General features: G+C 44.2%; 17 protein-coding genes and 1 other annotated feature. Of the genes, 6 read left to right on the top strand and 11 right to left on the bottom strand.

The features are described from left to right. The 8 genes from HGG78_RS07060 to trpL2 form a co-directional block, all read right to left on the bottom strand. The coding region (locus HGG78_RS07060; RefSeq protein WP_172532425.1) for a dicarboxylate/amino acid:cation symporter at positions 1–622 on the bottom strand (622 nt) is incomplete at its 3' end. Between the two features lie 326 nt (positions 623–948). Then, positions 949–1755, bottom strand: a complete 807-nt coding sequence (trpA, locus tag HGG78_RS07055) for a tryptophan synthase subunit alpha (RefSeq protein WP_053309315.1) — start codon at positions 1753–1755, stop codon at positions 949–951. Next, positions 1755–2945, bottom strand: coding sequence for a tryptophan synthase subunit beta (gene trpB, locus HGG78_RS07050; RefSeq protein ID WP_053309316.1), 1191 nt, complete (start codon positions 2943–2945; stop codon positions 1755–1757). The genes trpA and trpB overlap by 1 nt, the downstream gene beginning before the upstream one ends. Positions 2946–3002: 57 nt before the next feature. Further along, positions 3003–4412: a bifunctional indole-3-glycerol-phosphate synthase TrpC/phosphoribosylanthranilate isomerase TrpF gene (gene trpCF, locus HGG78_RS07045; RefSeq protein WP_053309317.1), complete on the bottom strand. Its 1410-nt coding sequence runs from the start codon at positions 4410–4412 to the stop codon at positions 3003–3005. 5 nt (positions 4413–4417) lie between these two features. After that, on the bottom strand, positions 4418–5416 hold the full coding sequence (gene trpD / locus HGG78_RS07040) for an anthranilate phosphoribosyltransferase (protein ID WP_172532424.1): 999 nt from the start codon (positions 5414–5416) through the stop codon (positions 4418–4420). A gap of 21 nt (positions 5417–5437) precedes the next feature. Then, entirely contained in the window at positions 5438–6028 is a 591-nt protein-coding gene (locus tag HGG78_RS07035; protein WP_053309319.1) for an aminodeoxychorismate/anthranilate synthase component II, read from the bottom strand. 5 nt (positions 6029–6033) lie between these two features. Beyond that, positions 6034–7599 (bottom strand): anthranilate synthase component 1, encoded by a 1566-nt coding sequence (locus tag HGG78_RS07030; protein WP_172532423.1) that lies wholly within the window; start codon positions 7597–7599, stop codon positions 6034–6036. A gap of 124 nt (positions 7600–7723) precedes the next feature. After that, positions 7724–7827: a sequence feature (Trp leader region), on the bottom strand. Further along, complete coding sequence (trpL2, locus tag HGG78_RS07025) at positions 7774–7911, bottom strand: tryptophan operon leader peptide (protein ID WP_080996294.1); 138 nt, start codon at positions 7909–7911, stop codon at positions 7774–7776. Its footprint overlaps the feature before it by 54 nt. Before the next feature lie 63 nt (positions 7912–7974). On the opposite strand from trpL2, the gene rnm reads away from it, so the two are divergent. From rnm to rluB, 3 genes are all read left to right on the top strand, one after another. After that, positions 7975–8853 (top strand): RNase RNM, encoded by an 879-nt coding sequence (gene rnm / locus HGG78_RS07020; protein WP_171981241.1) that lies wholly within the window; start codon positions 7975–7977, stop codon positions 8851–8853. Next, positions 8850–9470 (top strand): L-threonylcarbamoyladenylate synthase, encoded by a 621-nt coding sequence (locus HGG78_RS07015; protein WP_168521758.1) that lies wholly within the window; start codon positions 8850–8852, stop codon positions 9468–9470. The genes rnm and HGG78_RS07015 overlap by 4 nt, the downstream gene beginning before the upstream one ends. 110 nt (positions 9471–9580) lie before the next feature. Then, the gene (rluB, locus tag HGG78_RS07010) at positions 9581–10597 is read left to right on the top strand and encodes a 23S rRNA pseudouridine(2605) synthase RluB (RefSeq protein ID WP_053309324.1); all 1017 of its coding nucleotides are present in this window, start codon (positions 9581–9583) and stop codon (positions 10595–10597) included. A gap of 139 nt (positions 10598–10736) precedes the next feature. Here rluB and cydC read toward each other — a convergent pair whose 3' ends face one another. The 3 genes from cydC to trxB all read right to left on the bottom strand — a co-directional run bounded on the left by cydC (position 10737) and on the right by trxB (position 15318). After that, entirely contained in the window at positions 10737–12458 is a 1722-nt protein-coding gene (cydC, locus tag HGG78_RS07005; protein ID WP_172532422.1) for a heme ABC transporter ATP-binding protein/permease CydC, read from the bottom strand. Continuing rightward, positions 12451–14238, bottom strand: coding sequence for a heme ABC transporter permease/ATP-binding protein CydD (gene cydD / locus HGG78_RS07000; protein WP_172532421.1), 1788 nt, complete (start codon positions 14236–14238; stop codon positions 12451–12453). The genes cydC and cydD overlap by 8 nt, the downstream gene beginning before the upstream one ends. Before the next feature lie 120 nt (positions 14239–14358). Further along, positions 14359–15318 (bottom strand): thioredoxin-disulfide reductase, encoded by a 960-nt coding sequence (gene trxB / locus HGG78_RS06995; RefSeq protein WP_172532420.1) that lies wholly within the window; start codon positions 15316–15318, stop codon positions 14359–14361. A gap of 378 nt (positions 15319–15696) precedes the next feature. On the opposite strand from trxB, the gene HGG78_RS06990 reads away from it, so the two are divergent. The 3 genes from HGG78_RS06990 to HGG78_RS06980 all read left to right on the top strand — a co-directional run bounded on the left by HGG78_RS06990 (position 15697) and on the right by HGG78_RS06980 (position 18637). Beyond that, complete coding sequence (locus tag HGG78_RS06990; RefSeq protein WP_172532419.1) at positions 15697–16344, top strand: MarC family protein; 648 nt, start codon at positions 15697–15699, stop codon at positions 16342–16344. A 423-nt stretch (positions 16345–16767) separates the two neighbouring features. Beyond that, on the top strand, positions 16768–17424 hold the full coding sequence (locus HGG78_RS06985) for a 2OG-Fe dioxygenase family protein (protein WP_172532428.1): 657 nt from the start codon (positions 16768–16770) through the stop codon (positions 17422–17424). Next, positions 17408–18637: a cysteine desulfurase-like protein gene (locus HGG78_RS06980; RefSeq protein WP_172532418.1), complete on the top strand. Its 1230-nt coding sequence runs from the start codon at positions 17408–17410 to the stop codon at positions 18635–18637. The genes HGG78_RS06985 and HGG78_RS06980 overlap by 17 nt, the downstream gene beginning before the upstream one ends. Positions 18638–18683: the final 46 nt, after the last annotated feature.

The following is an 18683-nucleotide window of genomic DNA, read 5'->3' as shown; positions in this document are numbered from 1 at the left end:
GGGTTAAGTTGTTTGGGGTATGCTGAACTTTACTTTTTACTATATTGATCATCCAAACCATCGCATCAACAATAACGTTTACGCCATTGATGATTGGATCACGCTTTTCTTTGCTTTGCTTGGAAATGGCAACACCGAAAAATAGACAGAAGACAAGAATCTGTAGAATGTTTGCATTGTTCAGTGATTGGAAAACATTGGTTGGAATCATACCTGTGATGGTCGCCCAAAAAGTAGGTAATTCACCTTTTGATGCGTATTCGGCAGAAAACATCCCCTCTACACCGGACACATCGATACCAATACCTGGTTGGAACACTTCACCCATCAGTAGTGCTAGAGCAACTGCTAGTGCTGAAGTTACAGCAAAGTAGCCTAAAGTTACCGCCCCAACTTTTCCTGCTGATTGGCTATCACCAAGGCCTGCAGCACCAGAAATTAATGCAACAGCAACCAATGGGATGACTAGCATTTTAATTAGGTTGATAAAAATCACGCCGAGTGGGGCAAACATTGCCGCCTCGTGCCCCATCATGGCACCAACGGCGGTACCAACGATCATAGCAATGACGACTTGAACGCCAATGTTGCTTAGTAAACTCTTTTCTTTTAACACTTCCATAACCTCTGTGCTAATTAATTGTAAAATCCCAGTATTACCCACTATATAAATAACAAATGTAGGATAAATATCTCGCATAGCTTTTTACACGGATATTTCACATTTAGCAACATTGCATGAAAGTGAATTGACAATAATATTGATAGTAAGTTGATTTAAAATGGTATTTAACGCGTGGGTAAACGATTGCTATTGTCGTGGTGAATGTGGATTTGTGTTTTGCGGAGCTGGCGAATGCTTTATCTGTCGGGTTTACATGTTAATAAAAAGATCGATTTCCACTTTGGAGTAAGAAATCGATCTCATAGCGAAGTTTGGATGAATAATTATCGGATGGTCGCCGCTTTCATGCTTGATACAAATTTGCTAAGACCAGTTAACATTTCGTGTGGTTGAGCAATGTTTTGTTCAATAATCTTAACTACAGCAGAGCCTGATATTGCCCCCGCAGCGCCAGCTTCAATGGCTTGCTTAACTTGAGCTGGTTCCGAGATGCCAAAACCCAGTAGAGCAGGCGGTGCGTCAAATTGATTCAGTCGGTCAAGTAGTGCATGAACTGGCATGTTCGCTTTGGTTTCAGTTCCAGTTACACCCGATCGAGAAAGTAAGTAGGTATAACCACCGCTAAGCTTCGCAACCGATTCTAGTGTCTCGTCACTGGCTGTTGGCGGTGCAATAAAGATTGGGTGAATCCCATACTTCTCGGCAGCGGCGACAAAATCTCGGCTTTCGTTAGTTGGAACATCAGCGATGAGTACGGAATCAACGCCTGCACTTTGACAACGCTGATAGAAATTATCGATACCTCTTGAGTACACTAGGTTGGCGTACATCAGCAGACCAATTGGCAAGTCAGGATGCTGCTCACGAATTTTACGGATCAGGTCGAAGCAGATGTCTGGTGTTGTATTTGCTTCGAGCGCTCGAATGTTTGCCCCTTGTATTGTCGGCCCGTCAGCTTGTGGGTCTGAGAATGGCATCCCGAGCTCTAATGCATCGGCACCTGCATCTACTAACGTTTGCATGATTTGCAAAGACAGCTCTGGGTTTGGATCACCAATGGTAACGAATGGCACAAAAGCACCTTGATTTTTATCAGCTAAGCGCTGAAATAGAGTTTGATAGCGATCCATTACAACGCTCCTTTTTCTTCTAGCAATTTATGAACAGTGAATATGTCTTTGTCGCCACGACCGGATAGGTTGACAACCAATAGCTGCTCTTTGTCTGGTTCAGCGTAAGCCATCTTAATTGCGTGAGCGACAGCGTGTGACGATTCTAATGCAGGGATAATACCTTCGTTACGTGCAATGGCTTGAAATGCCTCTAACGCTTCGTCATCGGTAATACTGTCGTATTCAGCACGACCAATTGAATGAAGATATGCGTGCTGTGGACCGACCGATGGGAAATCAAGGCCTGCGGATACAGAATAAGATTCTTCAACTTGGCCATTCTCGTCTTGCATTAGTGGAGATTTCATTCCAAAGAAAATGCCAGTCTTGCCATGCTTTAGTGGCGCGCCATGTTGGTCGGTGTCAATGCCTTTACCTGCAGGTTCAATACCAATCAAACGTACTTCCTTTTCTTCAATAAAGTCAGCAAACATACCGATGGCGTTAGAACCACCACCAACACAGGCAATCACTGCATCTGGTAGTCGACCTTCACGTGCTAAAATTTGCAGCTTAGTTTCTTCGCCGATCATACGCTGAAATTCACGGACAATGGTAGGAAACGGGTGAGGGCCTGCGGCAGTGCCTAATAAATAGTGAGCTGTTTCATAACTGGCAGACCAATCACGTAAAGCTTCATTACATGCATCTTTTAGGGTGGCAGAACCGGAGTGTACAGGGATGACCTCTGCCCCCATGAGTTTCATACGAAACACGTTGGGACTTTGGCGCTCCACGTCTTTTGCTCCCATGTAGACACGACATTTTAAACCGAGTAATGCGCATGCTAGTGCTGTTGCTACACCATGTTGACCTGCACCGGTTTCAGCAATGATCTCTTTCTTGCCCATACGCATAGCTAACAGTGCTTGGCCTAGTACTTGGTTGGTTTTGTGTGCGCCGCCGTGCAGTAGATCTTCACGTTTGAGGTACAGTTTCGTTTTAGTCCCTTTAACCAAGTTGCGAGTCAGGGTTAGTGCAGTTGGGCGGCCTGCGTATTCTTGAAGCAGAGACATAAATTCTGAGCGAAATTGCTCATCTTCTTGTGCATCAATAAAAGCCTGTTCCAATTGATCGAGAGCGGGTACTAAAATCTGTGGCACATATTGACCACCATACTCACCAAAATAAGCATCGAGCTTAGCCATAATTGTATTCCTTATTCTATTTTACCGCTGAGCGATTCAACGGTAATAAATGTGTTATTAATAATTTCTAATCTCGCTGAAAGCTTGGGTCAGCTTGTGCAGGTCTTTTTTTCCAGGCTCACTTTCTACTCCGGAATTTAGGTCTAACCCTAAGCAGCCAAAACTGGCCGCGTGCTGGGCATTGTCTGCCGATATCCCACCCGCTAACATGACATCTCTGATATTGGTCAACAGTTGCCAATTGAAACTGGTTCCAGTTCCGCCAGACTGCATGCCAACTTTGGCATCGAGTAAGTGGCGATCAACGTTATGCTCAATGAAAGTCGGTAAATGATCACTTACACCATAAGCTTTCCAAATCTCGATGTTGTCTGGTAAGGCTGTTCTTAATGAATCAATATAAGTTTGATCTTCATCGCCATGTAACTGTACCGCATGCAGTGCGAGTGTTGATGCAGTATGTGCGACGTATTCAAATTGATGATTCTGGAAAACACCCACATAATGCAAAGGGGCACTGTTGATGATTGAACTGGCCGTTTCAACATCGATACACCGCTTTGACTGTGGCACAAAAATTAATCCGCCAAATACAGCCCCTGCTTGGTAGGCTTTAGCTGCATCGTCTGGGTGAGTTAAGCCACACACTTTATTTTCACCCAATGTGACTTTACGAACAGCTCGTTCCAAATTGTCTTCAGCCATTAGCGAACTGCCGATTAAAAAGCCATTGGCATATTGGGCGAGGTCGCGCACCTGTTGGTGGGTATAAATTCCCGATTCAGAAATGATGATGGTTTCTTTGGGCAATAAAGGTGCGAGTTGCTTAGTGCGATTGAGATCGGTAGAAAGATCACGCAAGTTACGGTTATTGATACCAATCACTTTCGCTTTTAATGCGACCGCGCGGTGAAGTTCTTCCTCATTGCTGACTTCGGTAAGAATGCCCATCCCAAGAGCATGAGCTAGGTTTGCAAGCTCTTGATACTGCCTATCGTCGAGCACCGAAAGCATCAATAGGATGGCATCAGCGCCATAATGGCGAGCTAAATTGACTTGATACGTATCAACCATGAAATCTTTGCAGATAACAGGTTGGCTTACTTGCGAGCGAACACGCGGTAAAAACTCAAAATCACCTTGGAAGTACTTTTCATCGGTCAGAACAGAAATCGCATTGGCATACTCGTTATAAACGGAAGCGATGTAATCCAAATCAAAATCTTCACGAATCAATCCCTTAGATGGTGATGCCTTTTTACATTCTAAAATAAAGGCGGTTTTTCCTGTATCGAGCGCTTGATAAAAAGAGCGATCTGAAGGAGTCAGTAAGTGTTCAAAGCTTGCCAGTGGTTGTACTGCTTTACGTTGTGCCACCCACTGGTATTTATCATTGACGATTTTTGCCAACACTTCAGCCATCTGAGTATGTTGCGTTGAAATATGTTCAGAGAGTTGCTCAGACATTTGGCTTAACCTCGTTGCGCTAATTGTTGGACAAGCTCATAGGCTTTGCCCGAATTCATCACCGTTATAGCTTGTTCTGTATTGGCTTTAAGGTTTTCTTGACCAAAAAGTCGAAGCAGTAGAGCTACATTGACAGCAACCGCAGCCAATTGAGCTGGAGTGCCTTTTCCTGTCAGTAGGTTGGTAATAATGGTTCTATTTTCCGCAGGCTCACCGCCTTTAATTGCTTCAAGTGGGTAGCTGTCGACCCCAAAATCTTCTGGGCGAAGGGTGTATTCGATGATTTCACCGTCACGTATTTCTGCTACTAGCGTTTCGCCATGTATAGCGACTTCATCTAAACCACTGCCGTGCACAACTGCTGCACGTTTTAAACCCATTTGTAACATGGTTTCTGCGATGGGGCGAACCAGTTCTTTGCTGTAAACACCCATCAATTCAATATTGGGCCGTGCTGGGTTGATCAGTGGTCCTAATATATTGAAGATGGTGCGCGTTTTCATCGTCTGACGTACTGGCATCGCATAGCGAACGCCACCGTGATATTGCGGTGCGAATAAGAAAGCCACGCCTAAATCATCGATTGCTTTGCGGGTATCTTCCGCGCTCATCGCAAGGTTAATACCGAATGAGTCAAGAAGGTCAGAAGATCCAGATTTACTCGATACGCCTCGGTTACCATGTTTCGCGACTTTCACTCCACAACCAGCAGCGACAAAAGCGGCAGTGGTAGATATATTGAAAGTATTTGAGCCATCACCACCGGTTCCGACGATATCGGCAAAATCGTAATCTGGTCTTGGGAATGGTGAGGCATTTGCCAGCAGTGCTTTGGCTGCACCAGCTATTTCTTGTGGTGTTTCACCTTTAATTTTTAATGCCGTTAGTACTGCGGCCATTAAGATCGGATCAAGCTCACCACGGATGATGACGTCAAATAGCTGTTGGCTTTCTGCTTGAGATAGTGACTGTTGGGCATACAGTTTATTAATGATCTGTTCCATAAAAAGTCCTTTTCAATCCGGTTAAATTGTCTGTTCTGCTAAAGCCCAATCGATGGCATTGGCGAGCAAAGTTGCGCCATGTGTTGTCATAATAGATTCGGGATGGAATTGAAATCCGCACACTTTGTCTTGTTCTTGTACAACAGACATCACTAGTCCATCAACTTCTGCGGTTACTGTCAGTGAGCTAGGAACATGAGTTGCAACCAATGAGTGATAGCGTGCAATGGCTAGTGGTGATGGAAGCTGTTGATAAATAGCATGGTTTTGATGTGCCATCATCGATACTTTTCCGTGGATGATTTCACCGGCTCCTGCAACGGTACCGCCGTACGCTTCGACAATCGCTTGGTGGCCAAGGCATATGCCAATCATCGGTACTTTTCCTTTTAAACGTTGGATAAGCTCTGGCATGCAACCAGCTTCCGAGGGAGCTCCTGGTCCTGGAGAGAGTAAAACAACCGGATTTTCAAGTTGATTAACCGCATGTTCAATGTTTTGCGCCGCAATATTGTTACGATAAATGGTCACGTTATGACCCAAAGAGCGAAACTGGTCTACAAGGTTGTAGGTAAATGAGTCAAAATTGTCGATAAAAATAATATTAGCCATTTTGACTACTCCTTATGTGCCGCTTGAATCGCGGAAATAACGGCTTGAGCTTTACCACGTGTTTCATCAGCTTCTGCTTGTGGGTCTGAATCATAAACAACCCCCGCACCAGCTTGAACTTGCGCAATACCATCTTCGACATAAGCGGCACGAATGACAATACAGGTATCGAGATCGCCTTCACCAGTCAGGTAGCCAACCGCACCGCCATAACTGCCACGACGAGCTTTTTCTACATCACGAATCAGTTGCATGGCTCGAATTTTTGGTGCACCAGTCAGCGTGCCCATATTCATGCAAGCTTGGTAGGCGTGCAGTGCATCGAGATCGTCTCTTAATTGACCGACTACGCGTGACACAAGATGCATTACATGACTGTAGCGATCGACCTTTAATAGATCGGCCACGTGCCTTGTCCCTGCTTGAGAAATGCGTGCGACATCATTACGTGCAAGGTCGACCAGCATCATATGTTCAGCGTTCTCTTTTTTATCGCAGCGCAATTCAAGTTCAATGCGGCTATCTAGATCAAAATCAATGCTGCCATCAGGGCGTTTTCCGCGGCGGCGAGTGCCTGCGATGGGATAGATTTCAATTTGGTTGGTTTCTGTTGCGTATTTTAATGCACTTTCAGGAGAGGCTCCGAAGAGAGTAAAGCGTTCGTCTTGCATGTAGAACATGTACGGGCTTGGGTTACTCTCTTTTAATTGCTTATAAGCGGCAAGCGGGGAAGGGCAAGCCAGCGTGAAACGGCGTGACGGTACTACTTGGAAGATATCGCCTTTCACCACGTATTCTTTTAAATCACGAACGGTATTACAAAATGCCTCATCAGTGACACTAGGCACGACATCAAGGTTGGCAATTGTTTTTGCTTTAGGCAGTGGCTTTGGTGCAAGGCTTTGCTCAGCAATAGCCGCTAAACGTGCTTTCAGAGCGACACGAACCTCATCTGTGGGCTCAAATAAACTGGCTTGTAGCTGACAAACTTCGGTCTGGTGGTCAATGACCATCAGAGTTTCAGCTACATAAAACACATAGTCAGGGCATTGGTTTGTCGCTGCTGCATCACCAAGTGGCTCAAAGTTGGCCACCAAATCGTAGGCAAATAAACCGCCAAGAAAAAGAGCGTGTTTATCTTGGTTGTTGAGGTCAAAGCTGTGCTGAACAAGGCGCAACGCATCAAAAGAAGAGGCTTCACGTAAGCGCGAATCTTCATCTAACGTATCGCACGCAGCATGAAATTCGAGAGTTAATGTATCGCCTTGAAGATGGTGTGTAATGTCCGCTTTGATATTACGGTGCAAGTGCTCAATAAGATGTTGCCCGTTATCACTTAATGCCTGAAAGGTGACAACGTGACCAAAGCATATAATACGTACAGCGGCATCAATCAGCAGTAGGCTTTTTAAATCTTGTTTTGAATCGATTTCTGCTGATTCAAGCAATAAACAATCTGTTTTTGATTCACAAAGTGAATGGAAAAGACGTGTTGGATCCTGCGTGTATTGAACTGAAGTATTCAGCAACTCAATACGTCCTAACTTTTTAATTTCAATGGCCTTGTTCACAAGACATCCTTCATGATTTTTTAAGTTCCTGTCGTTCATACTCGCACAATCCTTTTCATGACCCAATCGACGTTTTAGGCGATTTGCTGTTTTATTGTTCAGTTGAATGTGAGTTGTCCGACAAAATAAAAAGCCCGCTGATGTAAGCGGGCTTCGTGAATATGTGGTTTACTTTTAAAAGTACACGTGAGCCCACCAAGAACTTGACCAAGTGCGCCACCAATCGAGCTCAGCAGAAACTGCGCTTAAATTGTGATTATGGTTTTGGTTAAATTCTTGTAACATAGTCAACCTTAGATATGTACTTTGCATTTGTGTACTAGTTAACTAGTACCTGGGTGAAAAGTCAAGCCTTAAAAACGGCAAATTGAAATTATGAGAATTGATTTACATAGTCACACTACTTTTTCTGATGGAAGACTTTCTCCGCAAGCGTTGATTGATAGGGCGTTGAGCTTTGATATCGAAGTACTCGCCATTACTGACCACGATACCATCAATGCGTTAGCCATGGCTCATGACTATATCGAACAGAATCAGCTACCCATTCAACTTATCGATGGTATTGAAGTTTCGACCGTTTGGCAGAATAAAGACATCCACATTGTAGGGTTAAATGTCGATCCTAAATCTGCCCCGCTGGTGGCTTTAATAGAGCAGCAGCAGAACCACCGTGTTAAACGTGCTGAACTGATTGCACACCGCTTACAAAAATCAACTCGTGAAGGGGTACTCGAAGAAGTACAAATGATTGCTGGGGAAGCTCCGATAACCCGCGCTCATTTCGCCAAATGGTTGGTAGAGCAAGGGTTTGCCAAAAACATGCAGCAAGTGTTTAAAAAGTTTCTTACCCGTGACAAGCCAGGCTATGTACCACCTAACTGGTGTTCAATGAATGATGCCATCCAAGCGATCCACGGGGCCGGAGGGCTGGCAGTGTTGGCTCACCCTGGGCGATATGACTTGACGACCAAGTGGCTCAAGCGCCTAATAACCGCATTCGTTGAAGCCGGCGGTGATGCAATGGAAGTGGCACAACCACAACAAGCACAACAAGAACGACGCAATTTGGCGGATTATGCTATACAATACAAACTATTAGCTTCTCAAGGCAGTGATTTTCATTACCCCTCACCGTGGATGGAATTGGGGCGAAACCTTTGGTTGCCTTCTGGAGTCGAACCTGTCTGGAAAGATTGGGGTTTAAACCCTATAGATAGAGTCGAGAGACTCGATAATGAGGAATTACAATGAGCCAGTTTTTTTACGTTCATCCAGAAAACCCACAGGCGCGCTTGATCACCCAAGCGGTTGCTATTATCCGTAATGGCGGTGTTGTCGTATACCCAACGGATTCAGGTTATGCACTAGGCTGTCAGCTAGAGAATAAGCAAGCTTTAGAGCGTATCTGCCAAATTCGTCGCCTTGATGATAAGCATAATTTCACCCTATTGTGCCGCGACTTATCTGAGCTCTCTTTTTATGCTCGTGTCGATAACACCGCTTTTCGTCTGTTAAAAAACAATACACCGGGCGCGTATACCTTTATTTTCAAAGGAACCAAAGAAGTCCCGCGTCGTCTTATGAACGCGAAGCGTAAAACTATCGGTATCCGTGTTCCGGATAACCGTATTGCTTTAGATTTATTGGAAGCATTGGGTGAGCCACTGATGTCGACATCACTCATTCTGCCAGGGAACACACATACAGAGTCTGATCCTGAAGAAATTCGCGATCGTCTAGAACATGCTGTCGATGTAATATTAAACGGTGGTTACTTAGGCGAACAACCGACGACAGTAATTGATTTTAGCGATGATGAAATGGTAATTACTCGCGTTGGGGCTGGTGATCCAACACCATTTGAGTAGGTAATCAAAACGGGTGCTTTTTGACGTAGAATTTGAGATACTATGCGGCCGCGATTTTGGGGTCGCATTTTTTCATTCGACGTCTGTGAAGACGACACAAAGGTAAATAAATGAGCGAAAAGTTACAAAAAGTTTTAGCACGAGCAGGTCATGGTTCTCGTCGAGAGTTAGAAGCGTTGATTAGAACAGGGCGCGTAAGTGTTAATGGCAAGGTAGCTACGTTAGGCGAACGCCTAGAAGATGACAGCGCTGTTGTGCGAGTTGATGGGCATGTTGTGTCAGTCAAAGCGCCAGAAGAAGTGGTGTGTCGTGTTCTAGCTTATTACAAACCTGAAGGTGAACTGTGTACCCGCCATGATCCAGAAGGCCGACGTACGGTGTTTGATCGCCTACCAAAAATTCGTGGTTCTCGTTGGATCTCTGTTGGTCGCCTTGATGCCAATACTTCTGGCCTATTGCTGTTTACTACCGATGGTGAATTGGCTAACCGTTTGATGCACCCAAGCCGTCAGGTTGAGCGTGAATACTTGGTGCGAGTTTTCGGTGAAGTGAACGAGCAAAAAGTACGTAACCTTGTAAAGGGCGTACAACTTGAAGATGGTATGGCTCGCTTCGAAGATATTGTTTATGCCGGTGGTGAAGGTATGAACCATACTTTTTATGTGGTTATCAACGAAGGTCGTAACCGTGAAGTTCGTCGTTTATGGGAATCTCAAGAAACAACCGTCAGCCGTTTGAAACGTGTTCGTTATGGTGATATCTACCTTGATAAGAAATTACCTCGTGGTGGTTGGAAAGAGCTTGATCTTAAAGATGTCAACTACTTGCGTGAACTGGTCGAACTGCGTCCTGAAAAAGAAACGATGCTTGATCTAAGTAAAGACAACACGTCGCGTAAACGTGAACGCTCACGTAGCCAGAAGATTCGTCGTGCTGTTAAGCGTCATGAAGAGCGCGTGACAACGACAACAGGTAAGCCGAAAAGTACTCGTACAACCAATGGGACCACAACAGGTCGTCGTAAACCTGCATCAAGCACGCGCAATAGCGGTGCAGAGCAAGGTGGACGCAAACCCAATGGTCGCAGCCCAGCAGGTAAGGCGAAAGCACCTCGTCGCCAGTCTTAATGTTTACATTGAGATAATGAAGTTTTAAAAATCCCGAGCTTTGCTCGGGATTTTTATTGGTAGCTTTGGGATTGTTGATTAAAGTGTAAGTCTTCTTATTTCTGAACTTGGTGATCGTAGTATCACCAAGCCTTCACCCTTACAAACTTTGATTGAGTTGGTAGTAACGACCTTGCTGAGCTAATAAAGCTTGGTGACTGCCGTATTCAACAATCTCCCCTTGTTCAATCAAACAGATCGCATCCATTGATTCTAACTCGACTAAGCGATGGGTAATGAAAATGACGGTCTTGTTGGCAAAGTGTTTTTTAAACAACGCGGTGATTTGCTGTTCCGTTTGTTTGTCTAAACCTTCTGTCGGCTCATCCAATAATAGAATCGAACCATTATGCAAAAATGCACGAGCAATACCGATACGGCGCTTCTCACCACCAGAAAGTTGACGACCACCTTCACCAAGCCAAGCATCTAAACCCTGGTCTTCAAGTAGTTTGGTTAATCCGACTTGTGTTAATGCATGTGCTAGTTGCTCATCATTGGCTGTTGGATCGGCCATCGCTAAATTATCACGCAAGGTACCATTAAGCACGTCAACCCGTTGACTAACGACACTGATGGTTTTTCTCAGATCACTTTCATTCCAATTTTTAAGTGGTGTGCCTGCAATCACAATCTCACCTTGTTGAGGATCCCAGTAGCGAGAAAGCAACTGCATTAATGTTGATTTTCCAGAACCGGTCTGGCCAACAATTGCCACACGATGACCTGCGGGAATATGCAAATTCACATTGTTTAATACTCTTTGGTCACCATCAGGGTAGTGAAAGTTTAGGTTTGAAAACTCAATATCAAATTGGCCGCTATGAGAAGTAGTTGTAGTTGGAAATTGAACTTCTGGATCTGCCAAAGTGACATCATTTAGACGACGTGCTGAAGTTAAAGTCTGACCTAAATGCTGGAAAGCACCGGCTATTGGCATTAGCAGCTCAAAGCTTGCCATGGTTGCAAAAGCGACTAAGGCGATCATTGGATCGGGTTGGTTTCCTGCGACGCCATCTGCGGCGAGCCAAATGATCAATACTAACGTCCAGCCATTGGCCAGCATCAATAAAGCTTGTGCAAGCCCCGAGAAATGGGCGTTGGCAAACTGGTTGGCGAGTAATTTATTTTGTGCTGAAAGAATCGCTTCACGGTAACGGTTTTCTGCACCAAATAAGGTCAGCTCACTATAACCTTGCAGCCAATCCAATGTCGTAATGCGTAGTTCTGCTTTATGCTGCGTTAGCTCTGCACCATTGCGTTTACCCAATTTGTAGAATAATACAGGCCAAACTAATAACAGCGTCAGTAAAATTGCTCCGAGTATTAAACCTAACTGTAGGTCAAACCAACATAGGAAAGCGGTGAGGGTTGTAATACCAAAAATGCCGACGGTGACGGGGCTGATCAAGCGCAAATAGACATGATCCATGGCATCAATATCTGCCACTAAGCGGTTGAGTAGGTCGGCATCTCTTAAATTAGATACTTTCCCAGGGATAAGTGGAGCAAGCTTTTGGAAAAAGAAAATACGTAGATCGGTTAGCAGTTTGAAAGTTGCATTATGACTTACGACTCGCTCTCCCCAACGCCCTGCGGTTCGGCCCATCGCGAACCCTCGCACAAACGCGCCGGGTAGCATGTAATTAAAGGTTTCTCGGGCAATGGTTAAGCCTGCAATTGCTGCTGCGGATAAGAACCAACCCGAAAGAGTTAATAGACCAATAGAAGCAAACAAGGTTAAGAAGGCAAGAAGCATTCCCAGCGATAAGCCGAACCAGTGTTTTTTATACAGTTTTAGATAAGGGATTAGTTCACGCATCAAGGTTCCCCTTATTGTTTTCATCTAAGGCTTGGTTAGCTGACAGCATATCGGCAAATAACCCGGCTTGTTGACTGAGCGAGGTGTAATCACCGCTTTGAACAATCTTTCCATCATCCATCACCAAGATTTGTTGTACCGACTTTAGCGGTGCAAGTTGGTGTGTCACCATCAATGCGGTTTTATCGATAATTTGGCTATTTAAACCTTTCATCACTAACTGTTCACTGCGCGCATCTAAACTGGCTGTCGGTTCATCAAGCAACCAAAAGTTACCGTTTTGCAGCATAGCGCGTGTGAGTGCTATACGTTGAGCTTGCCCGACAGACAAGCCGCCAGAGCGATCGGTAATAGCGTATTCAAGACCGTGTTTATCTACAAATTCAGCAGCGAAAGCATTCTCTAAGGCCGCTCGAACCGTATCATCACTTAAGTCGTTTTGACCGAGTGTGATATTTTCGTAAATGGTCCCATGTAATAGAAGCGGATTTTGTCCGACCCAACTGATCTGTTTACGCCAACTGCTGTGATTAATTTGACTCAGTTCAATGCCATTGATAGTTAAACTTCCTTGATAGGGCATAAAGCCAAGAATTGCATTGATTAAGCTGGTTTTTCCTGCACCGCTTGGGCCAACTAGCGCCGTGGTTGTTTGGTCATCAAGGGTAAATGAAAGCGGGCCAACCAGCCTTTTGCCTTCAGGGCTGAACACTTCGAGATCTCGAGCTGTGATTTCTATATGTTTTACATCGTCTAAAATGTGATCGCCTGATTTTACTTTACTCACGTCGGTTTCTAAAAACTCGACAATACTTTCCGCAGCGCCAACGGCTTGTTGTTTGGCATGATAGAAGGTACCTAAGTCGCGCAGTGGTTGGTAAAATTCTGGCGCGAGTATCAAGATAAATAGCCCCGAAAAGAGCGTAATACTGGTTCCGTAGTAGCCGAAATTCAATTCACCAATAAAGCTGAAGCCAAAATAGACCGCAGTAATAGCGATGGAAATTGAGGTAAAAAACTCCAATACCGCTGAGGATAGAAAAGCAATCTTCAAGACATCCATAGTGCGAGTACGAAATACTTCTGAGGCACCTCTAAGCTGTTCCGTTTCTGCTTGCGTGCGATCAAACAAGCGAATCGTTGTCATTGACTGTAAGCGGTCATAAAAATGCCCAGACAAACGTTGTAGTGCTTTAAAGTTTTTGCGGTTAGCGTCTGCTGCTTTCATTCCGACTAATGCCATAAACATCGGTACTAATGGCGCGGTGATAAGAAAGATCAAACCTGCAGCCCAGTTAACCGGAAATACCACAATAAGAATAATGAACGGAATCAGCACTGACAGCGACATCTGCGGAAGATATCGTGCGAAGAAATCTTGCATATCTTCTACTTGTTCAAGCAGTAGGGTAGCCCATGAGCCTGCGGGTTTACCTTTTATATAGGCAGGGCCGAGTTCACGCAGCTTATCTAAAATGAGCTGGCGGATATAAATTCGGATTTGTTCTCCGCAACGAAAGCCTGCAATCTCACGCCCCCAAGCACAAGCGGCTCGGATCGCGATAGTGGCGGCTAAGCCAACAAAATAAGGAATGAGCTCTGCTTTATCGACTTGTTCAATAATCAGTTGATGCAGAATGGAGGCGAGGAGTGCGGCCTGAGCCAGCAAAAACACACTTGATAATACGCCAAGGCCGACAGCGATCATCAACCAGCGTTTCGCTAGTTTGCTCTGCTGTTTGAGCCAATTATTCAAGCTACGTTGTTTTTTCTTATCCATTTCGAAGGCTTAATGATAATTATTATGTAAACGGAAGGGCGCTAGTATACAAAAGAAAGCCCAGTGGATATACCACTGGGCTTGAGGGTTTTGCCATAAAACTGAAAAATAACGTTTTGTTTACTTATCGTTTAGGCTATCTAAATAGCGTTCTGCATCAAGAGCGGCCATACAACCAGTACCGGCAGAGGTAATTGCTTGACGATAATTATGGTCCATAACATCACCAGCGGCAAAAACACCTTCGATGCTGGTTTGTGTTGCGTTGCCGTTAAGACCTGATTTCACAACAATATAGCCATCTTTCATTTCAACTTGGCCTTTGAATATTTCAGTATTTGGTTGGTGGCCAATAGCAATAAATGCGCCCATTACCTCAAGCTGCTCGGTTTCATCAGATTGAGTATGTTTCAAACGAACACCGGTTACGCCCATATCATCACCTAACACTTCGTCTAATGTACGGTCGGTATGGAGAATGATATTGCCGTTTTCAACCTTATCCATCAGGCGGTTGATTAGGATCTTTTCTGCACGAAATGAATCACGACGATGGATAAGGTGTACTTCAGCGGCAATATTTGACAGGTACAGTGCTTCTTCAACGGCGGTATTACCACCACCGATAACCGCTACCTTTTGGTTACGGTAAAAGAAGCCATCACAGGTTGCGCACGCTGAAACCCCACGTCCCTTAAAGGCTTCTTCAGACTCCAAACCCAGGTAACGCGCCGATGCTCCGGTTGAGATAATAAGCGCATCACAACTGTATTGCGCACTATCCCCTTTAAGCTGAAATGGGCGCTGTGATAAGTTCACTTCATTGATGTGGTCAAATATGATTTCAGTTTCAAAACGCTCGGCATGCTCTTTCATTCGCTCCATCAACGCAGGCCCTGTTAGGCCTTCTGCATCTCCTGGCCAGTTTTCCACTTCTGTGGTTGTTGTAAGCTGACCACCTTGCTGCATACCAGTAACAAGTACAGGGTTGAGATTAGCACGAGCCGCGTAAACGGCGGCGGTATAACCCGCAGGACCAGAACCAAGAATAAGAAGTTTGCAATGTTTTACGTCGCTCATGTGCGCTCCAGTATCGAAGATGCTCGAAAAATTAGGTTCGATTGTAGGGAATATCTATGGGCAATAAAAGAATTAACAAGCGGGTTTTTAGAAATAAATAGTTATATGACTGAGGGACTTGGGAATGACTAATGAGCTTGATGACGCAATGCTGTACCGCAAAACTCAAAATATTGCACAAGCCAATCTTTGGGACATTATTTAATCAGCGTTCTGCGAACCTAGAGCAAGGATATTCGGTAGACATCGGCATAGTGGCGCCTATACTTGTCTCTTCTCGTTTGTATTTGATAGTAAAAATTAGAACCTGTTCTGAAATGACAAGCTTTCTAGTTTGACACATTAAATTGATTTTTAACGTTAATTAAAAGGTTGCCAATGAAAGAGTTAATTATCCACATTATTACGGTGTTTATGGGCTTTTTTGCCATCATGAATCCGATAGCAAACACACCTATATTTCTTGGGCTAACCAGTGGCGACGATAGAGATACCGTTAAATCGATAGCATTTAGATCGGTGTTCATCGCATTTATTATCGTGTCGATTTTTGCGATATCAGGAAAAATCATTTTTGATATGTTTGGCATCACTTTGTATGCGCTGCGCATTACTGGGGGAGTGATCGTATTTCTGATTGGCTATCGCATGCTACAAGGTGAATCTTCACACAATAATAGTCAGAAAAAAGCCGGAGAGGCAGTACAGAAAGACAAAGATGTCGCATTAGGGATCGCCGTTTCACCTCTTGCTATGCCTATCTTGGCGGGGCCTGGCACTATTGCGACAGCGATGAACTTCGCAACAGAAGGCGGCATTGCTGAAACCGTTGTCACTATTATCGCTTTCGGATTATTGTGCGCATTAACCTGCATACTTTTCCTGTTTGGTGAGCGTTTTGTTAAAGCGATTGGGCCTAGTGCACTCAACGTAGTAACGCGAATGATGGGGTTGATACTGGCTGTTATTGGTACACAAATGTTGATCGAAGGAATCCACCAAGCCTACCAATCTTTAGGTATTTAATTTATCAAACTGAGTGAGTCCCCATCAACATATATGGTGTTGATGGGGAATAAGCGTCCTAATAACATCAAGTTACTGGCAATCATTTCGATTCATTATGCTTTTTCTGTGTCAATGCTCTGCACCATCTCTTCTTCATTTCAGCTTTAGACTCACCACACTGGGGACTGTTCTTAACTGGCTGATTTTTAAATGTTTAAATATCCATCTAGTGACCTTATCTAAATAATCAATAGTGAAGACTGTTGTTTTGGTTTTTATGGCCAGCTTGTGGTTGATTTTTGGATTTATATTTTTTATTTGATTAAATTATCGGAGTTAATGTTCGCTATATCTTGAATTTGTAATATTTCAACGTATCCTTAATGTAAAATTATTGTTAAATAAAGATTGAAAGTATGTGCTTTCATTAAGGAGTCGATGATGTTAAACGCACATGAAAACACCCTGCATATTACTCGATTGAGCCAAGAGGCGATTCAACAATTAGCGCCATCGTTTGCTCAACTGCCTCATACAGAACATGCTGACGGCCAGTACCGTTTGCGTCGTTATTCGGTGATTCGATTGATTGATGGAAAAGTTGAACCGCTGGACAAGCACGATTTTATGCAAACGGATCAAATCAATCATTTTCAAGGCAACGTGATCCGCCATTTTGATCCCATTTTGCCCTCAACACTACAAAGCTCGGCAATGAATGAAGTGTGTACTCTGTTCGTTCAATCTAATGGATTGCCTAATGGGCAAGAAATTGAAATTCACCAAATTCGAATTTCAGCGGTTTATGATGAAACACAAGTCGCTCCAGAAGGGGTCCATCAAGATGGTTTTGACCATATTGCCTTGGTTGGCATTAATCGCCATAACATCGTGGGTGGTGAGATCATGCTGTATAACGACAGTCATGAGGCTCCTTTCTTTCGTAAGATTTTAGATGATGGGGAAGTTGCGATGCTTGCTGACAGTAAATTGTGGCACAACGCCAGCCCAATTCGTTCTATTGAACATGGTGAGGAAGGTCATATGGATGTGTTTGTATTAACGGCAAAGGGGGGTAAACATGACCTTCACTCCTGAAAAAGTTCGATCGCAGTTTGATGCATTGTCTCAACAGTATGGCGGCAAGCCAGTCAGTTTTTTAGATGGGCCCGGTGGCTCTCAAGTACCTCGCACTGTATTAAGTGCAATGATGGAGTATTTAGGACACTTTAATTCCAATTTAGGAGGGCATTTTTTTTCTAGTCGACACACGACAGATTTAATGCAGCAAGCACGTGAATCGGCACAAGCTTTGCTCAATGCTGAATCATCGGACAATATTGTCTTTGGCGCGAATATGACCTCACTCACATTTCAGCTTAGCCGCGCTATTAGCCGTGATTGGCAACCGAATGATGAAGTGATCGTAACCGCTTTAGATCATTACTCGAATGTTTCCAGTTGGCAACAAGCCGCGCAAGATAAGCAAGTTATCGTTCATCAGGCCAAAGTTGTTCAAGATGATTGCTCGCTGGATATCGAACATTTACTTTCGCTGCTAAATAGCAAAACTAAATTGGTTGCGATTACTTATGCATCAAACACGACAGGCTCGATAGTCGATGTAAAGCGCATTATTGATGCTGCGCATCAAGTGGGAGCCATGGTTTATGTTGACGCCGTTCATTACGCTCCTCACCATTTGATTGATGTTCAGGCTTTAGGTTGCGATTTTCTTGCCTGTTCAGCGTATAAGTTTTTTGGACCACATGTAGGGATCGCCTACATTGCCTCACACTGGTTACACGCACTGAAACCTTATAAAGTAGAACCTGCAACCAATATAGGCCCTGGCCGTTTTGAAACCGGAACGCAGAGTTTTGAAGGGCTAGCTGGGGTTATTGCTGCGGTGGAATATTTGGCTCAATGGGGCGATCCACACCGTACTCTCAGACAGCGTTTAGTAGAAAGTTTTGCGCAATATAATCAGCATGAGAATCAATTAAGCGAGTATTTTCTATATAAACTGCAGGCATTAAAGTCAGTTACGCTTTACGGCATTGATAAAGCTGACAGCCAATTACGCACCCCTACTTTTGCTATTCGCTTTGCACATCATCATCCAGAACTCATAGCGAAAACCTTGGGTGAACATAATATTTGTGTGTGGAATGGGCACTTTTATGCGCTAGGTTTAGTGCGTCAACTTGGTCTTGAAGAGAGTGGGGGCGTCGTACGCATCGGTTTTATGCATTACAACACGCGAGAGGAAATAGACCGACTATTTGCTGTGTTATCAACGTTTGATTAATGAGAGTCAAAAACCTCATTCAGCGAATGAGGTTTTCTATAAATAG

This window comes from Vibrio aestuarianus (assembly GCF_012395185.1).
Lineage (GTDB): Bacteria > Pseudomonadota > Gammaproteobacteria > Enterobacterales > Vibrionaceae > Vibrio > Vibrio aestuarianus.
This window is presented reverse-complemented; position numbering and strand designations above follow the sequence as displayed.